We start from the raw sequence: 19,237 nt of genomic DNA, 5'->3' as shown, positions 1-19,237 counted from the left end.
ATATTTTGGTACTCTCTCATCCTTTGGTATAACGGAACTGTTTTTCGCATATATCCCTGCGGAGGGCTATTTTGGTACTCTCTCATCCTTTGGTATAACGAACAGTCGGAAACAGTACGTAAACATAAACTCGAAAGGACAAACGAATGGAACCCGTAGAACTCTATATTCCAGTACATTTAATTAACAACACTCAAAATATCTCTTATTTACATAAATACTATGACGAACTCGTTAAAAAAAAGTGGTTCAATAATAATTTGGACATAAGCCGCGAAATGGTCATAAAGGCACGATTACTAAAAGAAGACAAGGTGGCAGAGTATCTTGCTGATCTATTTTCATGAGTGTATTGTCTGTCATATCTTAACTCCTGAGATCAAACTTTGCATGCCAAAGCGTTAAATATATAACTCCAGATTTATATTCTATACAAAAGAAACGCAACCGATGATGTGATCGACTGCGTCTCTTTTCAGTATATTATTATATTTTCATTTTCTGATCTTTATCAAGACAACACTTTTTATATTTCTTTCCGCTCCCGCAGTGACAAGGATCATTACGTCCTAATTTTTTGGTCAGTACTTGATTGCCAGCAGATGCATTACCAGCAGCACTATACCCCAAATCTTTTAATTCTTGATTCGTATGCCCTTTATTTGTCCATAGTCTTACGTTATCCTGAAGCTTCCTGACTAATCCCTTGACTTTATCTCTCTGCTGTTTGCTATTAAATTCCACACCCATGTTATCGAGTGTAGACATAACTGTTCCAAAACTAGCATTGACTTCAATCATTCCCTCAGCGTCTTCACAGACGGCTTCCGCACGTTCTTCATTACCATCCACGTGATTTTTTAATACATGATCATATAGTTTGTTGTATGCTTCAGACTTATAGAAATAAAACTGATCCATATACTTCATTAACTCATCTTTTTCAGGAATGTACCGCGGTTTACCTGCTTGCTTAGACAAGGTCTCATCCAAATCATCATATACGAGAATTGTTTCATGAACGAAATAGTTGCCTTCTTTATAAGCAAAGTGCTTTTCTATTTCTTGAACCGATGCATCGAAAAAGTCTTCAACTTCTTGAGAAGTGATCTGCTCGTCCTGTTGTTCATTATAGATTTCAGCAACCACATCTTTATGTACCACACCATAAAGATGGGTCAAAGTTACAATATATTTTGAAAGTAAATTCATGTATTTCCTCCAGTCAGTCTTTTAGAAAATCTTTCCATCTAATCGAGCCAATTTCATATTTATCGTTTATAGTACTTAATAAAGCAAAGTTTTCCAGAACAAGAACACCAGAATATAAAAAGGAACCCCTCCATATGGCACATTTAGGTTGTCTAAAAAAGACAAGTACTCCAGGAGGGATTCCCTAAGTTTATTATACAACATCCGACCTTGTTTGACATTAATTTTTTAAAAAAATTGATTTTGAACAGAGATCAAAAAACAGCCAATTTGAAATTGTATGTGTGTTTCACTTATTCAAAAGGTCATTTAGCAAATATATATATGATGTTATTTTTTAAATAACTAGATATCTTCTCTACCCATAAACGAAAATACATATTCCCTGCACTCATCAAGTAGTGATGCTGGAGCAGATTCTACAATTTTAAACGTTTTTCTTTTTAAGTCAACATAGCGGAGGTGATCTGTAAGAATAACTCCAGTAGTTGTCATTCCATCGCTCAGATTTACTTCAAATGGATAGCCTTTCTTTTGGTTGGTGATAGGTGCGACGATACTTAAACCAAGGACTTTATTAAATCTTGAGTCTGAAAGAACTATGCACGGTCAAAATCCGCTTTGTTGGTTACCTTTAGTTGGCGAAAGATTTAACATAATAATTTCGCCTTCATTAGAAAAGCTTACCATTTCTCTCTATCTACTTCTTCACCCCAGTCAGTCATGTCATGTCTATTTTCATCCGTCACTTGACTGAGTAGTTCGTCTAAGGATAGTTTTTTCTTCTCTGGTTCAACTACCAATTTACCATTCACGAGTTCTATCGATACGATAGTTTTGTTTTTAATGTGCAAATCATCTGCCATCTCTTTTGGAATGCGTATTGCTATACTGTTTCCCCATTTTTGAGCTTGTTTATAAACTTTTTTACTAACTGTAGCCATAACTGTGGCCTCCTAGTATTTTATACCGTAATTTTACCATTGTTTATAAATCGTGGCTAGATTGGCGATCAGTATAAGTGAAAGATGACCTTCAAGGGATAAGTATTGACTCCTTGAAGGTCATCTACAATTTAAAACGGCAACTCTAAATCTTCATCATCTTCATCACTGCTCAACTTATTTTCTTTTAGCAGTCCTTGTTCTCTGGCTTCTTCCATAGTTATGCCATAAGGCGCACCGCCGCTAGTATAACCAGCGATGAAATAGTAGTTTTCTCCGTAAATTACGTCTTCAAAATTTTCTTCTTCAGATTTTTTCATTTCGTCCCTCTCTTTTTCAAACGTCATCAAATCAAGTCCAGTTTGAACCTTTCTTTGATAATATCTTCAGGATCATTCGCATTCTCCATAACAAAGTAATGCGTATCAAGTGAGCTGTAAGATTCGTTGAGTAGAACAAACTTTTCCGTATAGACGCGTTCGTCACTTGCTTTATTTTCTCTATCCGCAATGAGTGTTAATTCATTAGAAATTTTTCTGCTCTTGTCATCTTCAAAATAGAGGTTCAGTCGCTTCTCTTTCTTCTGTTCGGAAACCGGCTCTGTCTGAAGGAAGGATAACCAGACGATATTGTTTGTGATCGTCCGTGTCTGACTGATCAGTGAGACATCCACTTCCGGTATTTCGTTACGGCTGCGATCCGTCTTAATTCGGAGTAAAGGGACCATCATTTCTTGTGGCAAATGTCCCCCATGACTATATTGATAGCCGCCTCCTTTTAAGGCAAACCGGTTCATGCCTCTCGGTACGGTGATGTAACCATTACTATCTAAGCGTTCTGACAGTGTAAAACTCAGTCCGCTGTAATGATCCTCTTCTTTTTCAGATAATATAAAGCGTTTATTTTTTACCCAGGCATCTAAATTAGTATTTACCGAAACTTTATCACTGCTTGAAATAGCAGATCGTGTATATAGGTAGCCGTGATCGGCAGTGACTAAAAAGGAGCCGACACTGACTTCATTCGTTAAACGATGCATCAATTGGTTCAATTCTCTAATTGAATCCCTCGTTGCTTTAAATACATCGTTCTCCGTTGGCAAGTGATCCCCTATGGCATCCACTTTGTTATGGTAAACGTAGACCAGCTTCTTGCCAGCCATCTTCTCTCTTAACTGGTCCATAGTCATTTGATCAATGTCTGTCGCTTTTAATGCAAGGGCTTCAGGATGGCCATTCTTTTTCAATATAGCCTCACGGTTAGCGAGTCCTATCGTTTTCATCTCATCGACTAAGACAGTACCATCTGTTTGAAATTCTAGTGAGTGATATGGGAGCAGACTTGCCATACCAACCGAAGTAATAGAAGGCAGTTCTGTTTGCAACCAGTCGATTTCTCCGTTGAACCGCTTCTCTTTTGTCAACTCCTGATACAGCTCTTTACCAGCCTCATAGCGTAAGCCATCCGAGATAATAACAACGATACGCCTGTCATGAGCAAGGTAAGGCTTCACTTCATTAACAAAGAAGTTAGCCTGCAGTTTGTTTGAATCAAAGGTGTGGGTGTTTTTGAAGTACAGATCCCACTTTTTTGTAAAGTCATTCAGATACTGATTGACGTAAAGTCTTTCCATCTGATCTTTTACCGGTCTGACTGTCTCTTTTTGGTCTGACTCGAGGTCATCATAGTATTCCGTCATTTTACGGTAAGCAGTATCCACATGATAGCCTTGATCACTGTAATACTGCCATAGTTTACGGGACTCTGCCATACTCTGCCAGTCGGCTTCAAAGAGTTCTGAGTAATGGTTCAACTGAATGGCCCATTTCAAGAAGATATAACTGTTTTGAAAGTGGTCGAACCAGATGGTATTACGTCGTTTAGCTAGGAGTGGCAACAGTCGGTCGCTGTCACTTACGTGCATCTGAATCGATTGCACAAACCGGTCGATAAGTTCATGGTCGAACCATTTAAATGTCTCGCATTCCGCCAAAGTTTCACTTGGAAGATCATGTAAGAGATTATCAAAGTCCCATGCACTTTCTACGACCGTGGAGACAAAGTAAAAGGCTGAGTCTTTATTTTTCGTATTCATCCACTGATTGATGAAGATCACGATCGGATTACTTTTCTCAAGCATGTTAGGATTAAGTTCTTTTGGCATAGACTGCCCAAGTTCCGTCCCTAAATAGGTGAGAAAGACCTGATGCATGAGTTCGTTGACGGATAAGTTGCCATTCATGCTTGTGTCTTTATTGTAACCTAACAACTGGTCGATAATAGTCCAGAACCGTTTTTCATCTCCGAATTTAACGAGCTGGTCCCACTTACTGTTTTCTTTGGAAGCCGCTTCTTCAAAGAGTTCGATCAAGACAGCCATCCATGTCGCAGCTGGAGCCTTAGTCAACGCAGCAAAGACGGCATAGTCGACGACTTCTGGTGAGTGATAAGGACTTTCATTATATAGACGCTTGAACTGGCTGATCCGGTTTTTGGCCCTGAAAAAGACAGGGTATTCTTTGATGATTGCTGTGACCTCTTCATTGTCTGGATCGATACCTAAAGTCAGATACAATTGGCTTAAGGCATCAACTTTCAGTTCTTCACTATAAAGTAGAACATCTAGAAGCGGGTTGTCTTCCATTCGAGGTCTCTCCATGGAAAAATACAAAAAGAGATGCGTGTCCTTTAACTCCTTTTCAATCAGATAGTTAGTTTGAAAAAAATTGTGAGTGGTGACTGTTAAAAGTTCTACAGCGTCAGTTTCTTCTGCCCACATTTTGATTGTGTCAGCATAGGCTTCTTCAGGATCGAACAAGTATAAGATCTTTCGTTTTTCCACGTTTTTCAATGGTGAAGCGTAAAAGTTTTCAATACGAGAAAGTAACTCTTCAGCCAAGTAAACACCTCCTGTTATATTTTTTCAAAGACGTTTTGCTTTTTAGGTTTGTTTGATGTGTCATCTGTCACTTCAATGTTCTGGAATTTTTGATAATTAACTTTTACACCGTCATCCAAGTCAAGGTCGATTTGCTGTCTGGCAACGTGTTCAATGACTTGGTCGTATTTGGCGAGTTCTGCCCGGTCTTTTGTATATTCATCGATCGTCTTTTGTGCCCGTGCTTTTTGTGTGGCTGAACTGGACTCATCCGCTATAACTTGTTGTTCGTGAGTGATAAGATTGTCCAGCACTGTGGCCTGATGCAAAATGTACTCAGTACGGAGCTGAGCAACGGTATATTTATGGTACCGGTGGAGATACATGAGTCCTTTGAAGGCGCCACGCTTACCACTCGTAAACTGCCAGTAAATTGGACGTTTCTGATAGGTTTTCAAATGATCTTTATAGAATTCTTTCATGAAGTAGCGTCTAATGCGGTCTCTCGCACTTTCGTTACTCTTCATCTTGAGTGCTTCTGCAATAAAGCGCAAGTTCTCTTCAAGTGTCTCTTTCCCATAAATTAAACTGACCAGCTCTTCCACTTTATTCATGATGTCATCTTCAAAGTACTGATCTTCAGTCAGTGGGATGATATTGGTGTCATCTGGTTTGTAAGTAGTATACTGACTTTCGTCCCACTCTCCACCAGCATAGGCCAAACCTTTTTTATCAAGTGAATACCGGCCAAACATAACGCCGACTAAATAGGACAAGAAACTCTTAACGTCCCGGTCGAGTTTTGCTTTATTCACTGTCACATCTTTTTCTTCCACTTCAGGAGTCAGTTCATCTTGAAGTCCATAGATATCTATGAAGATCCGGTTCAGTTCTTCTTCATTTTCTTTTAACTGACAGAAGCGTTCCTCAGCAACTTCTTTCCAGTTGTTAAAGCTGTGTTCAACTAATGAAGAATCTTCTTTGTGAAGTAAGAAAGGATGTTCATTGAAGTCCCAAGATGTTTCGAAAGAGTCCCAATCAGAAATGGAGATTGCTATATTTTTATGCACTAGATTGTAAATATTGCTTTGTGGTTCATAAATTCTTGGAAGAGATAATACATACGTATTACCCATGTTTATGGTTGGATTAATTAATTTTAAGTACGTATAAGCTACTTTGCTGTTTAAAAATCCTAAATCGTATTCATCCAGTACAAACTTATTGTTAAATATCACCGGGGAGGCAGAATCATAATGATGGTTTGTCTTTTTCACTCTAAATCCATTAATCCCTGTCGTTACTAATGTCCATGTTATACCCATTCTGTTATAATATTTTTGATTATACAGTCCGCCATGTGATTGGTACTCATTTTTGGCACTATCTGACCAATCAACTACAAATTCATGATTCCCGTACCATTTTTTATAACTTCCACCTTTTTCGTAGGGTTCCCATTTATTACCAGTTACAATTTCCCACCAATATCTAGTATATCTAGTATTGTTATGAGTCTTATTTCTACCACCTGAAAAATAAGATTCATTGTATTTAGATTCTTCAAAATTATTAATCAATTTTGAACTTACCCAATATGCAATAGTACTTCCTGGGATTTTGTTATAGTCTTTTTGTTTTGCATTATAATATAAGGTTTTATTAATAAAACCTTTCCTTTTCTCTTCTGCACTCTTAATTTCTAGCATACGAATATATCTACCAGTAAACTCTTCTAAATTTATATTTCTTACTATATATGAAGTGTTTTGTACCACTTCCCCCCCGATTTCTGGAAAGGTTCTTGAACCAAGATGTATCATATTAATAATTGTTTGTTTTTTTAACATTTTCTTTCTCAACTTTTCAAATGAAGAAATAAACATCCAGGAGTGCTGGTTAATGGTTCCTATAAGTCCGTTTGCTTTAGCAAGGTTACGTGTAACTTCCATAAATACTGCAAACATATCATTTTTTTCTATAGGATATTCTTTTTTCAAATACTTTTTAAGCTCACTGCCCATGTTACCCAACCCCATGTAAGGAGGATTTGTTACAACCAAGTCATATTTTTTATTGAGAACAAGATACTGATCAATCAAATCTTCAATTAATGGGATATCATATTCTATTAATTCTGTTGTCATTAAATCAATTTCAGCTTCATTCCGTATATAGTCAAGTTTATCTCTAATCAGTTTAATATTGATCTCAGGCATTTTCAAGATCGATCCGTATAACTTAGCATCAATAAATGTCTCTACGAGCGTTGTTATTTCTTCTTTGATTTCAGAGTTATTTTTTGCGAAAAGATCTATTTGACTGTCAGTTATCGTATTGCTTTCCTCGATACTATGAATATTGATCGAATAGGTACGACTAAACAGTCTTCTGTCGTATTCTCTAGCCTTCATTATTAGCGCAAATGTAGCCAGCTGGGCTGCACGCTTATCAATGTCCAGACCGTAAAGATTATTTTCTAAAATCAGTCTAGGAATTTCACGTTCTCTATATCCTCTTGAAAGATAGATAGTGTAAAAAACATCAAAGGCATAAACTAGAATATGACCAGATCCACAACTCGGATCTAAAAATGAGACATCTTCAATATCCAGTGTTGGGTCTTTTAAAGCTTCTAGTTGAGCTTTGACTGATTCGGGCTGCTCGGCATCTTCAAGGTAATAGTTTAAAGATGACTGTATCGTTTCATCTGGATGTGATTCAAGCCACAATCGGCCTAATGAATTGTCTACCATATACTCGACGATCCAACGTGGTGTGAATAATTGCGTTGCAGGACCAATTTCTTTTTTCCCTATTTTTTTCTTTTTCTTTAGATTAGCGAAGACTTCATCTTTTTCATCCGAAATATAAAACTGATACAACCAGCCAACGATTTCAACTTCTGTCCAGTCTTGTTCATCAACCATCGTAACGATATCTCGAATAATGCTGTTCTCGTTAAGCAAATTATCTGGAAGAAGTAGTGCCAAATCATCGGTGATTGGATCAAAGACATTAGGAAGAATGTCTCCCAGTTTGATGCTTTGTTTAATTAATAAGTATTGATAAAGCTCATTCAGTTGACTGTCTTCCTTCATTTGGTACACACGTTCGCGATTCAGATCTAAATCATCCACGAGTGATAAAATTTCTGTCAAAGCATCAGGTTCGCGTTTGTCTGGGTTTTTTGAAGATAAAATACGCATATTAATGGGTAAGGAATCATTGACTTCCATGTAGCGCATGGCAACGAAGCGGTTAAACCACGTGTAAGCCGCTTCGTCCATGACTGTTTCGTATCCTTCCATTAAGATACGGTTTTTCAAATGATTGTATTGCTTTTGTTCACGCTCGCCCATAACCGTTCCATTGATAATGAGACCGTCACTTAATTCTTGTAAGGGCTTGATCTCATCTTTGGTGATACCAAACGAGTAAGCTTTTTGCTTTACGGCATCCTCTATCTTCTTGCGAGCAGTTGCTGCAAACTTTCGTAGTTGTGTCTTATTCAAAGTCAGTCTCTCCTATATCAGTTTGATGTAATCGGCATTGTCCAGGTACTTCTTCAAGGTTTTGCGCATTTCATCTAAATAATTATCGATGTCTTCTTCACTATTTAGCTCAATCATGCGACTTGGAGTAATGGTATCTTTATGAACGACAACTGGTCGTCTGTTAACGACTGGTGGTGGGGGCGTAACTTTAACTGGTGCTGTTTCGACGGTATCTTCTCCATCGGTTTTTTCTACAGGCTTTTTCGGTGGGTTTTTATGATCGTATTTTTCACTTTCTCTTTTCACAATCGCCTGTTTCGCTTCTTCAATCTGATGGATAAGTGTGCCTTTGATCGTACTGGATTCCTGTTTGAATGATTTCAGGTCACGAACTGTTCCTGCTGTCTGTAAACCTGTTTCAACATTGGACAGACGGAACTTATAACTGCGGTAAAGCTTGTCGTACTCCGGCTCCCCTTCTATTGCTTTAAGTTCCTGTTCAATGTCTAACTTGTCTTGTTCGATTGCATCATGAACAGGCTGTGATACAGATTCCAGTTCATCTGTATACGCAGAAGTGAACTGATCCGTCCAGTCTTTCAGTTCCTTCATCTTGCGATACGGACGTGGTAGATCGATAATGGCTTTTTCTGATTCATAAATCGTTCGTAACTCATCATTTTCGATATAGTTTCGGTCTTTCTCGTAGATATTCACTTGCTCAATTGCTTTATCATAGATGTGTTTGTGATTGTTTAAAAATTCTAATATATCTTCAAGATCTTCGAACAGATCTAACAGCTCGTCACCCTGTTCAACATACTGAGTCAAGAACTCTCTGGCATCTTTGATAGAAAGTAAACGCTCGATTTTTGTGATCGCATCGCGGATCAACTGTCTGTCAGGGTAGTGCCCTTCTCTGTAAAGTGCCAATTTTTCCTGAAGGGTTTTTAATTCTGCGCTGAATTTTTCTGATATCACTTTGTACATATCTTCTTCTTTATCTTCTAAAGCTGAAATATTGAATAACTCTTTAGTTAATTCTTTAACTTTTTTTCTGATCGATTCGTTCAATGTCTTCCGCTTAGCCACGACGATCTTCTCCTGCCATTTTGAGCTTTGAATATTTCGTAAAAAGTCGTTTTCAAATACATTCATGTGTTTGCTGTTCAAGGTTAACTGAACTTTTTCAAGTTTGATCAGACGGACTAAGCTAGCTAAAATGTCCAGATCATTCCATCCATAGGGCTCAACCGTGTACCGATTCAACACTTCTCTTAAAGTCACGACCATGTTGCGTTCTTTTTGCATATCAAGATAACGTTCGATCTCTTCAGTTGCTTCATTATTTTTGTCTTCATACTCTTCCAGCAAGGATACATCTCTACGTAAAATAAGCTTTTCCAGTTCATCTTTAGAATAAGATTTTTTGATATAGAATATTTTAGGGTATGTATTTGAAACCAGCGAGTACAAGCCTTTTTCTATGCGTTTTTCTGGTGTACCACTGATGTCGATTTCTGACCCATTGACAATGATATTGGCTTCACTGATATCTTGTTTCAATTTGGCAACAAAGACATCTTCTAATTGCTTACGTTCAGAAGCTTTTCTCTGACGAATGTCTTGCTGAGAAGGTGTCAGTGACTGAGTCGTCTGTCTTCTTAAATACTGATTGATTCGTAAGTAATTCTTGATCTCAGTGAAGTCTTCTTCTTCAGGTAAACGGACAATAACCATTTTATCTTCGCGTTGAGACAAGGCAATGGCATCCTGATCTTCATAGTGATCGGAATAGGTTGTCATGAAACGCACGCCGATCGTCGAAGCCGTACTTCTAAGTGAACGGTCATCGATCCATAAAGAAATGTCCATAAGATAGGTGATGTCAGGTTGATCACTATAAGGCTGATAAGTAAAGCGTCTAAGATTCAACACGTCGTTGATCAGGCGGTTTCCAGCTTCCATAATGTATTCCGATGTAGGAATTTCGATATTATCGATTTCACGGTTGATGTCCTGTTCTTCATTAGTCAAGAACAAGTATTTGTTACCGATACGCTGGATCAGAAATTCATTTTCCAGTAAATCAAGCGAGCGCTTGATGTTGTTGCTTAGTTCGATCATGTCTTCATCGATAGAATGGATCATCAAAGTCGTTAAGTTCTTTAATGTGCCTGGCATTTCATCGACATAGCGAATGAGGAACAAGAGCTTCAAGACATTGACGTCGAAGTCACTCAGCATCTCATTCTGATTGGCTTTGATGATCGTTGAACGGACCGAATGCTCCAAAGCCTGGTCGATATTATCGTAAAAGACATGGAAAGGAATCAATGTGTTGAGGTCTTCTTCTTTGTGCTGAATCGTTGCTTGCTGGATGGACTCCAGTAGGTTACGTTCACCATCAGACAAGTGTTTCCCAGCAGATCCATGTTCACGAATGCCAGTAAAGACTTTTTGGAGGAGGTTAAATTGATACGGCACAAAGGGATACACTTTGGAAAAATCTTCGCGACTCTTATAAAACTGCATCGTTGCCGCATCTTCAAACTCGAGCTTGTTTTTGATCGAGACAGCATGCTCATCGTAGTTCGAAAGAAGCTTAGCGTATGCCTCTGCCTTTTTATCAAGCAAACGAATCTTGATAACCTCATCGGCGTTGGCGCTACTTAAGCTCACACGCGTATTAAAACGACCTTGAATTTTCGAGAAATCTGTTGAGGACATATGTTCTTGTAAACTGTTTATATCTTGTTGGGAAGTAACGATCACCCATACTTTACCGTTGCAAAGTTTACCTAAATCTTCAACAACGGTTTGCAGATTAAGCATCAAATTCGTATTTTCAGATATATACTGACCCACTTCATCTACGGAGAAAATCAGGCGGTAGTCTTTATCTTTTTTATCGACAAATTTTTTAATACGTTGAGCGAATTCCTCTACTGATATCGAGTAATTATTTTCACCATTCTCAAGCCAGCGGTTAGCACTCTCTTCACTGCTGTTTGTAGCTTTGGCTAAAGCGGTAACTGTCTCGTCAAAGTTATAGTACAGCTCTTCTCTACCCTCAGACCATTTTAAGCCTGTTTCTTCTTCAAAATAAGTTTGGAATGCTTCGTATTCACCTTTTTCATCCAGTGTTTCTTCAAGTTCAGCTAACCAAGGTATACTGGCAGAGTAACCGCGCATTTCGTTATACACTTTATTGAACACTTTAACGATCGCAGTTTTGTTCTGCTTGCTGTCAGAGTCAGCCTTAGAATCAATGTTAAACAAGACGACGTCACTTGGATGATCCGTGACTTTTTGCATCATCGACAGTAACTCCTGGTTATGTAGTTTATCCTTAAAGAAATCAACTGGTTTTTTACCATCAATTTCCATATTGGACTGAAGTAAATAAGAAAGTATCTTTAAGAAATGAGATTTACCAGATCCAAAGAAGCCTGATATCCAGACACCCATTTTATCAGTCGGTTTGTCGTAGGCTTTTGTATATGCTTTATAGAACGTTTCAAAATGCTGATGCAGTTCTTCAGTCACGACATATTCTTCAAGTTCCTGCTTGATATTCTCTTTTTCTTTTTGTCCAATTTTTATAACACCTTGAATATCTCGTGTAATGTCTTTTTTAAATAGCTGTTCTATTTTCATAGAGGTGTACCCCTTTTCAATTAGTTTTCTATCAGTTTAAATGCACGGTAGTAATTATCATCCATGAAGCGTGAGAACAAGCGTAACCCACCGTTCTCATAACGCCCTGGATAAAACATGATCAACGGCTTCTTCTCAACGACTGTTTGAAGATTATTCAATACCGTGTGTGACCGAACGATTGGATAAGCCTTCCCCACACCCGTGATAAAAATCATGGCATCTTCATCCATATGTTCTCTAATATATTTTACGATCCAGTCATTATCTGTCGCAAGCTTCAATGCTTTTTTCATTTTGTCGTAAAGGAATTCACTTCCCTTTTTCTCTTCCATCTTGAAGTTCTTATCCATATACCCACGTTCTTCGAAAAAAGCTAACACGATATCGAACAAATCAAATTCCTGTATTTTTGTTTCGGGATTTTCTTTTTGGATCTGTTTTTTTATATAAGGGATAGCATCTCTAACTACCAGCTCGTCTTCTGGTTCATAGTCGAAAATGTAAAACCCTACTTCGTTTCCTAAGCCTTTATTTGTCAGTATTTTTGGATCCGACAACTTTTCATTTAATTCATCCAGTCTTACTGTGATCGGTCTCACTCGATAACCTCCCCTAACAATACTTCTACAATCTGTCTCTCTTTTTCTGTCTTTAAATACTGTTCCACTTGAGATGAAATGATCGGACGATTCAGTGACAAATTCGTATCGACTCTGATTGCTATTTCTGCTTCAACAAGTGTTTGATGATAAGCATTCGTCAATCTAGTTATTGTATTATTTCCCCATGATCGAACTTGATCACTCTGCTCAGATTTTTTTGCAAAAAATAGTTCTGTATCATATTTAGTTAAATCATAATTTAAAGTAAGTAGTTTGTCCCAAACAACTTCTCGCATCCATTCATAGAATAAGATATCTCTTTTAAGGATTGCGTAGAGTAATATAGCTTTACTCGTTGATGTGTCCGAGTTCAACAACTTTCCTAGCAAGTATTCATCCAGTTCATCGAGTCTCTTTTGTATTTCGCTATAAAAACGTTTTCTTCTATCGACACTTTTGATCTGGAAGATATTTTCATCTAATACTTTAATTTTAATCTCTTCATCATTTAAACCTTGATCGATCAACTCAGCAATCATCTTGGTTTCTCTATATAAAAATGGTCGTGTATTTAATGTTGTCAGGTACTTTTTGTTCATATCTTTCGCCCTTTTCTAAAAGACTATAGTACTAATAAGTATAACACTTATATATGGTTTCATGAATAGCTGAAAAGCAAAAATCGCTTCTCTATGAGAAACGATTTTTGCTAGAAATTTACGATTTAAATAGTAATAGTTTTATTTCTACTCTTCGTTCATTTGCCAATCAAACGACTGTCTAACTAAGTTCATGATGTAGGGTAGGTCTTTCATATTAGAGAAACCTACTTCAACATCTCCGTTGCCCCATCTCCCTATGTTAGAAACATCATTAGTTATATTCATAGGATCATCGATTTCTTTGTACGGCATATTCAAAGAAAGTCGTAATCTTTTAGTTTGTGGTACAACATCTAAAAAATTTGTTTCACCTTTGAATGCAATGTATCTTCTGAGATGGTCTTCTATCACTATAGTGTCCATAGAGAGAACTTCTTTACGTAATGCATCAAATAGTTCTCTTATCTCTTTAATATAAGTACCATTTGAGTAGGATAAGTAGGGGTAATCATCTATAGACCTGTCTTCTACTTCTTTTCCTTTTGGTTTGAAATAATTGAGAACATCAGGTGATAGTTTCGGAGCTTCCCAAACTTTTGTAGCTAGGTTACTTAGCTGCTGTGCTCTTTCTTTAATAGAGTCCTCATTCCATACATCTACATTTCTTAGTGATTGATTGAATTTTATAGGACTATCTCTAAATCCATTCCCCATATCCCTTTTAGTGGAGAAGGGTTTATCGCTATATTCAGAATTGTATCCAGTGAGAGTTAAATTACCAATAGTATGCAGCCACGTCTCATGAACTCGTTCCCATTCCGGTCCAAGTTCCTTTTTCCACTCATCAGTTAAATTGGCATTTTGCGGCATAATGTGTTCTATAGTATATTGATTAACTTCAACTCTTTCTTTTCTGTCGAAATTTTCAATCTTCTTAAACCAATACGTTCGTCTTGGAATATTATATAAATCTTTAGTCATCAGTTCTTTTATAAATTCATTATCATTTGGAAACCGTCTGTATGAAGGTAATAATATAAAATGGGCTTTTACACTTTCAAGATATTGTTCACGGTCGACGGCTCTCATAAAGGTAGAAAATGTTTTGTTTAATGAGTTAGTTGGGATTGAACAGATGTTTCTTCTGAAAACATATGATTCTACGAGTCTTAATATCTCAATAAAATCTTTTTTAGGTAAAACATCTTTAGCGTAATCATCATATAGTTCTAATAAGAGTGGATAAGCAACGTCAACTTTTAATTCCTTAATGTCGCTGAATACATTTTTTAATTCTTTGTCTTCTTCCTGCCCTAGAGTCATTTTACAATAGTACTTAGAGAAGGTACGAATATCTTTAACAATGTCTTCTATGTCAATATTTTTTGATTCATTCACTAAAGTGTATTCTTTAAATGCTTCATACACTTCACTTATTCTTGGGATCTTCCCGGTTTTTAAAGTCAAAAAATGTCTCATGAATCTGTCGAAGTCTGCAGTATAAGCTTCTTGACCAAAATCAACTTCCATAGGTCGCCAATAGTGTTCATATAAATGGGTTTGTTTATCCATTTCTAACCCCATTAATATGTAATTGCGAATCAAATCGGCTTGTGTTAATTCTTTCCCCGTAGAGTTCATGCTTTCAAAAATAAGCTGTGGATTATCCTGGTTATTACTTAAAGCAATATCAACGACTATTAACTTAGCAATCCCTTTACATAAAACTTCAAGGTTATCACTTTGATCTTCAATCCTTTCTTTAAAATAATCATAATTTTCTTGAATTTTGAGTGAGTAATCTCTGGGTCTTTCTTTCTCATCTACAATAGCCAACAGCGTCTCCCTATCCGTTTTGGATAAAAGCAGTTTATAGTACTTGTCACCTTCTTCTTCAATATTTTTTAGATAATAATTTCTAAGTTTTCTAGGTGAAAATCCATCTATGATTTCCTTTTCTCCGCTTGGTAATTCATCTAATTTATCAGCTAATGCGGCGATTAAGAGTGTAAGTGTCGTAAGTCTCTGCTGTCCGTCAATAACTAAAAGCGGAGAGGTACTTGTGACGTGATATATTCCTTTTTCGATATACACAATCGATCCTATAAAATGTGCATTAATATAATCTGCTTTTCCAGCTTTAATAATGTCATCCCAGAGTTGTCTAGATTCCTTTTTAGACCATGAATAGGATCGTTGATAAATCGGTATAATAAATTGCGGAGATTTTTTCATGAATTCAAGTAGCTTTGCCTCTGTTGCTTTCATTAATTTCACTCCTAATGGATTTAATCTTTTGTCTATTTTACCATAAAAATAAATAGTTTTTTTGTGAACGATGATAAGTGGGATATCTATAAAGTTACTAAGTTATGAACCACACAGATTCTAATAGTGACTTCTAGATAAATGCAAATAAAAAGGGCGAAAACTTATTTCCACCCTTTTTATTATTATATTCTCTGGTTCTTTGTCAAATCGTGTTGATCAGAGATTTCCAAGGTAGAAAGCTAAAATGCTTTCTACCTTTTTTATGCGACTTTAATATTTAATTGTCTGTTGTTTTCTTTTTCTTCTTCAAAAGTTAAGGGTCTGATTTCTTTTTCGGTCTTTTCTTTCAGTTTAAAACTAATTAGAATGCGTGCTCTCAAATGACTAAAATTACGATAACCATAACCACTTCGTTTGATTGTTTTAATTTTATTGTTAATGCCTTCAAGGTGTCCATTGGACAAGGTGTACTTACAAGAATTTTCTATGGAATCCAGGTATTTATTCAATGTCTGAAATGTTGTTCTTACATATCTCTTTACAGGCCTTTCTTTACTTCGCTCAAGCTGGGCTACGAATCCCTCGTAGTCACCGGTATCTAGGGCCCACTTTAAGTCATTGATTAAATCATATACCCATTGAAACTGATTATCGATAGATAAAAGATAATTGACCATCATCTTTTCTGTGACCAGCCCGTCGTAGAGGCGATGGGTTTCATAGGTTTCAAAATCAACGTTCCAGACATTCTTGAGTATGATCTTCCATTGTTTCTTCAACTTGGAGTAATCGCGTGGTCGAGTATAGCGAATGCTCTTCATTATCTCTATACGCAAGCGATTGAGCGCACGGTTGATATGTTGCACAATATGAAACCGATCAATAATTAATTCAGCGTTCGGGAAGCAGTCGTGTATGACTTTTAAATAAGGACTATACATGTCTAATGTCACTGTCTTGACCTTTTGACGCAGTTCATTCGGATAGCGTTGGAAATAAGCAATCAGTTCCCTCTGCTGTCTGTTTTCGACGATATCTATAATGTCATGCGTTTGTGCATTCGTAAAGATAAAACTCATCGATCCAGCCGCTTCTTTCACAGATTTAAATTCATCAAAAGAAAGATGTTCAGGCAGTTCAAACCTTGAGGGTTCAAGTGCCTTCCCTGAGTTCTCTAGAAGCCGTATGACCGTTGTCGGGGAGACGGAGACACGCTTGGCGATACTCGTCATACTCTGAGTCTCGGCTAATTCAAAACCAACAGCGTTCTTGATTGGGTTAGAAATAAAACAATATTTATTAACGAGGGTGGTCACTGCTATAAAGGTACGGTTACACTCATGACATAGATACCGCTGCTTTTTCAATCGTAAAAGAGCCGGTTTAAACATTATATTACCTAATTTAATCGTAGACATTTTGGTGCCATTTTTAGTGATCGAATAGTCCTCATTAACTAATCCGCAGTGATGACAAGCCTTCGGCTTGTATGTCAATGTGGCTTGATAAACCAAGTAGTTTACCCCTTTTATCTTTTCTTCAGAACAAAGATAATTATTTACATCAAAAATAATGTTTTCGTCTTTAATATTTAATGAATTTCGTATAATATGAGAGTGGGTCATGTAGATTCTCCTTTGATTGGTTTTGGTCGACTTAATTATAAGGGAATCTACTGACCTTTTTCTATTGATATACAAAAATCGTGTTAGCAAGTTCGTTAGAACTCACCAACACGATTAATTATAGAACCTATTCTCTTAATAAGTATTATTTCTATAAGCTATGTGTAAATTATACACTGAATTTACTCTTATTTATTTTGTAGAGCGAATGTCCTTCTTTATTTTTACCTGCTTTAATGATGTGCGGATAATTTTTTACTGTACTTGCGAAGGCACTTCCAAGTCTCCAGTTGCCTGGCCATTCATATACGCCTTTCCAATCATTATCAAGAAACAAGTCTTTTAATTCAAATTCATACCCATCTTCTACAAACCCTTGCTCAATACTATCATTTAAAAAATTGATTCTTTCTTCTAAAATCATATCTTTAACATCGTTTTTTAATTGTTTACTTATAGCACTTAACTCCATCCCATTAGAACCCTTTCCTATCTATAATTTTTTGGTTCTACTCTTATATTAATTTATCACAAGTATAAATTTAATGATAGACCAAAATTTCAAGTTTAAGTTAGTCACATAATAAAATTAAATTTCATGTGATATTTGTCGGTTACTATCTGTGTAGTGAGGGCTTGATAATGAGCCGAGACATGATAGTCTTTCGACAAGCTGGCTTCAGCCAGCTTTACAGCTTTAAAGTCATGTCGAATGAGGCTTGTTGTCAAGCTCTCACTGGTTATACCACTTATTTTTCTAATCGTAATGCATTGACGAAACACTCATGAGGTGTTTTAAAATTCAATATTTTTCTAGGATAATCGTTCGTCCATTGTTGTATACGTAAGCATTGTGATTCTAAAACTTGACCCATCGTTTTTCCTTTCGGAATGAAGCGACGAATAAATTTATGCTGATTCTCACTCGTTCCTCGCTCAAACGATGCATAAGGATGGCTAAAATTAATATCCAGTGTATCCTTTAACGCTTCATGTAGACCTGCAAATTCAGAGCCGTTATCTGAAGTAATCGTCTTAAACATAGTAGAAAAATCATCTCCAGCGCGTTCTTGAAGAGAATAAATGGCTTCGTTCACTGAATGTTGATCCTTGCCGTTTACCTTCATAATTACTTCAAAACGGGTTTGTCGTTCAACTAGTGTCTGGAGTACGGCATCGGTTTTCTTATTGCCAACGACTGTGTCGATTTCCCAGTGACCAAATGATTGACGACCATCAATCTCTCTGGGCCGTTTGTTTATTGATTGCCCGAGAATACGTTTATTTGGACGTTTCTCCAGAGAGGACGCTTTTGGTTTACGAGAGAGCTTTTCTAAAAGATCAAGATTCTTGGTTCGCATGGTTCCTTTATCTATCCTATTGTAAAGCGTTGTTGTACTAGGAATAATGGTACGATCAAACAACTTATGCTCTAACGCAAAACCAGTCACAACATCAGGTGACCATTTATCAAGTAACATCTTATCATCGGCCCCTTCTATAAAGGTATCTGTATCCGTCCATTTTGGCCGTCGGCCAAAATTTAAACAATATCGGTCATAAGCTGCTTGTTCAGCATCAGCGTCATAGGCTTTAGTATAGTAATCGTAGATCTTTCCTTTTTGCTTTTGGCGTTTAAATTGTGTGACCGTTCCGCGCCTCACTTCATTATTGATTGTTTGTGGAACACGTTCCAAAACACTGGCAATACGACTATTGGAATAGTTTTCTTGCTTCAAAATAGCGATTTGAGACCGCTCTGAATAAGATAAGTATTTTCCTTACGTGCTGATGTGGTATGGTTAGAGTGCGTCATGTGAATTCATCATGTCTATTGAGAGTTAGTGTTAACTTCAATATAACATGAAATTCACATGGCGTTTTTTATATGTTAGCCAGGTGGCTAACTTCATTATAAAATCCAACGAAAAGATGGTATAATT

Annotated in this window: 13 protein-coding genes and 1 pseudogene; 1 reads left to right on the top strand and 13 read right to left on the bottom strand. The window is 36.9% G+C overall.

Going from position 1 to position 19,237, the window contains the following annotated elements; genetic code table 11:
- The first annotated feature begins 146 nt into the window (after nucleotides 1-146).
- A complete protein-coding gene (locus BMX83_RS10890; RefSeq protein WP_091633381.1) occupies nucleotides 147-347 on the top strand; it encodes a hypothetical protein in 201 nt (66 codons plus the stop codon).
- Nucleotides 348-486: 139 nt separating this feature from the next.
- Here the strand turns inward: BMX83_RS10890 and BMX83_RS11040 are convergent, their stop codons facing one another.
- The 13 genes and pseudogenes from BMX83_RS11040 to BMX83_RS03305 all read right to left on the bottom strand — a co-directional run bounded on the left by BMX83_RS11040 (nucleotide 487) and on the right by BMX83_RS03305 (nucleotide 19,110).
- Nucleotides 487-1,212 carry a YecA family protein gene (locus tag BMX83_RS11040; RefSeq protein ID WP_091633378.1) on the bottom strand — a complete coding sequence of 242 codons (726 nt, stop codon included), beginning with the start codon at nucleotides 1,210-1,212 and terminating at the stop codon, nucleotides 487-489.
- 345 nt (nucleotides 1,213-1,557) lie between these two features.
- The gene (locus BMX83_RS11175; protein WP_091633375.1) at nucleotides 1,558-1,815 is read right to left on the bottom strand and encodes a type II toxin-antitoxin system PemK/MazF family toxin; all 258 of its coding nucleotides are present in this window, start codon (nucleotides 1,813-1,815) and stop codon (nucleotides 1,558-1,560) included.
- Between the two features lie 80 nt (nucleotides 1,816-1,895).
- Entirely contained in the window at nucleotides 1,896-2,156 is a 261-nt protein-coding gene (locus tag BMX83_RS03355; RefSeq protein ID WP_091633372.1) for an AbrB/MazE/SpoVT family DNA-binding domain-containing protein, read from the bottom strand.
- Nucleotides 2,157-2,287: 131 nt separating this feature from the next.
- Nucleotides 2,288-2,503, bottom strand: coding sequence for a hypothetical protein (locus tag BMX83_RS03350; protein ID WP_091633369.1), 216 nt, complete (start codon nucleotides 2,501-2,503; stop codon nucleotides 2,288-2,290).
- A complete protein-coding gene (gene pglZ / locus BMX83_RS03345) occupies nucleotides 2,503-5,055 on the bottom strand; it encodes a BREX-1 system phosphatase PglZ type A (protein WP_177170483.1) in 2,553 nt (850 codons plus the stop codon). Before pglZ ends, BMX83_RS03350 begins: the two co-directional genes overlap by 1 nt.
- A 14-nt stretch (nucleotides 5,056-5,069) precedes the next feature.
- A complete protein-coding gene (gene pglX, locus BMX83_RS03340; protein WP_091633364.1) occupies nucleotides 5,070-8,549 on the bottom strand; it encodes a BREX-1 system adenine-specific DNA-methyltransferase PglX in 3,480 nt (1,159 codons plus the stop codon).
- 12 nt (nucleotides 8,550-8,561) lie between these two features.
- Nucleotides 8,562-12,191 carry a BREX system P-loop protein BrxC gene (gene brxC / locus BMX83_RS03335; RefSeq protein WP_091633361.1) on the bottom strand — a complete coding sequence of 1,210 codons (3,630 nt, stop codon included), beginning with the start codon at nucleotides 12,189-12,191 and terminating at the stop codon, nucleotides 8,562-8,564.
- A gap of 20 nt (nucleotides 12,192-12,211) precedes the next feature.
- On the bottom strand, nucleotides 12,212-12,793 hold the full coding sequence (locus tag BMX83_RS03330) for a DUF1788 domain-containing protein (RefSeq protein ID WP_091633359.1): 582 nt from the start codon (nucleotides 12,791-12,793) through the stop codon (nucleotides 12,212-12,214).
- Complete coding sequence (locus BMX83_RS03325; protein WP_091633357.1) at nucleotides 12,790-13,395, bottom strand: DUF1819 family protein; 606 nt, start codon at nucleotides 13,393-13,395, stop codon at nucleotides 12,790-12,792. The genes BMX83_RS03330 and BMX83_RS03325 overlap by 4 nt, the downstream gene beginning before the upstream one ends.
- Before the next feature lie 147 nt (nucleotides 13,396-13,542).
- Nucleotides 13,543-15,666, bottom strand: a complete 2,124-nt coding sequence (locus BMX83_RS03320; RefSeq protein ID WP_091633355.1) for a DUF262 and DUF1524 domain-containing protein — start codon at nucleotides 15,664-15,666, stop codon at nucleotides 13,543-13,545.
- 263 nt (nucleotides 15,667-15,929) lie between these two features.
- A complete protein-coding gene (locus BMX83_RS03315; protein WP_245746618.1) occupies nucleotides 15,930-17,294 on the bottom strand; it encodes an ISL3 family transposase in 1,365 nt (454 codons plus the stop codon).
- A 169-nt stretch (nucleotides 17,295-17,463) separates the two neighbouring features.
- Nucleotides 17,464-17,766, bottom strand: coding sequence for a DUF1413 domain-containing protein (locus tag BMX83_RS03310; protein ID WP_091633352.1), 303 nt, complete (start codon nucleotides 17,764-17,766; stop codon nucleotides 17,464-17,466).
- A gap of 277 nt (nucleotides 17,767-18,043) precedes the next feature.
- Nucleotides 18,044-19,110: pseudogene (locus BMX83_RS03305) on the bottom strand (IS30 family transposase).
- Between the last annotated feature and the right edge of the window lie 127 nt (nucleotides 19,111-19,237).

Origin of the sequence: Alkalibacterium gilvum, from assembly GCF_900109085.1 — a bacterium.
GTDB classification, from domain to species: Bacteria; Bacillota; Bacilli; order Lactobacillales; family Carnobacteriaceae_A; genus Alkalibacterium; species Alkalibacterium gilvum.
The sequence above is the reverse complement of the archived record's forward strand: the minus strand, read 5'-3'. Positions and strand labels throughout refer to the sequence as shown.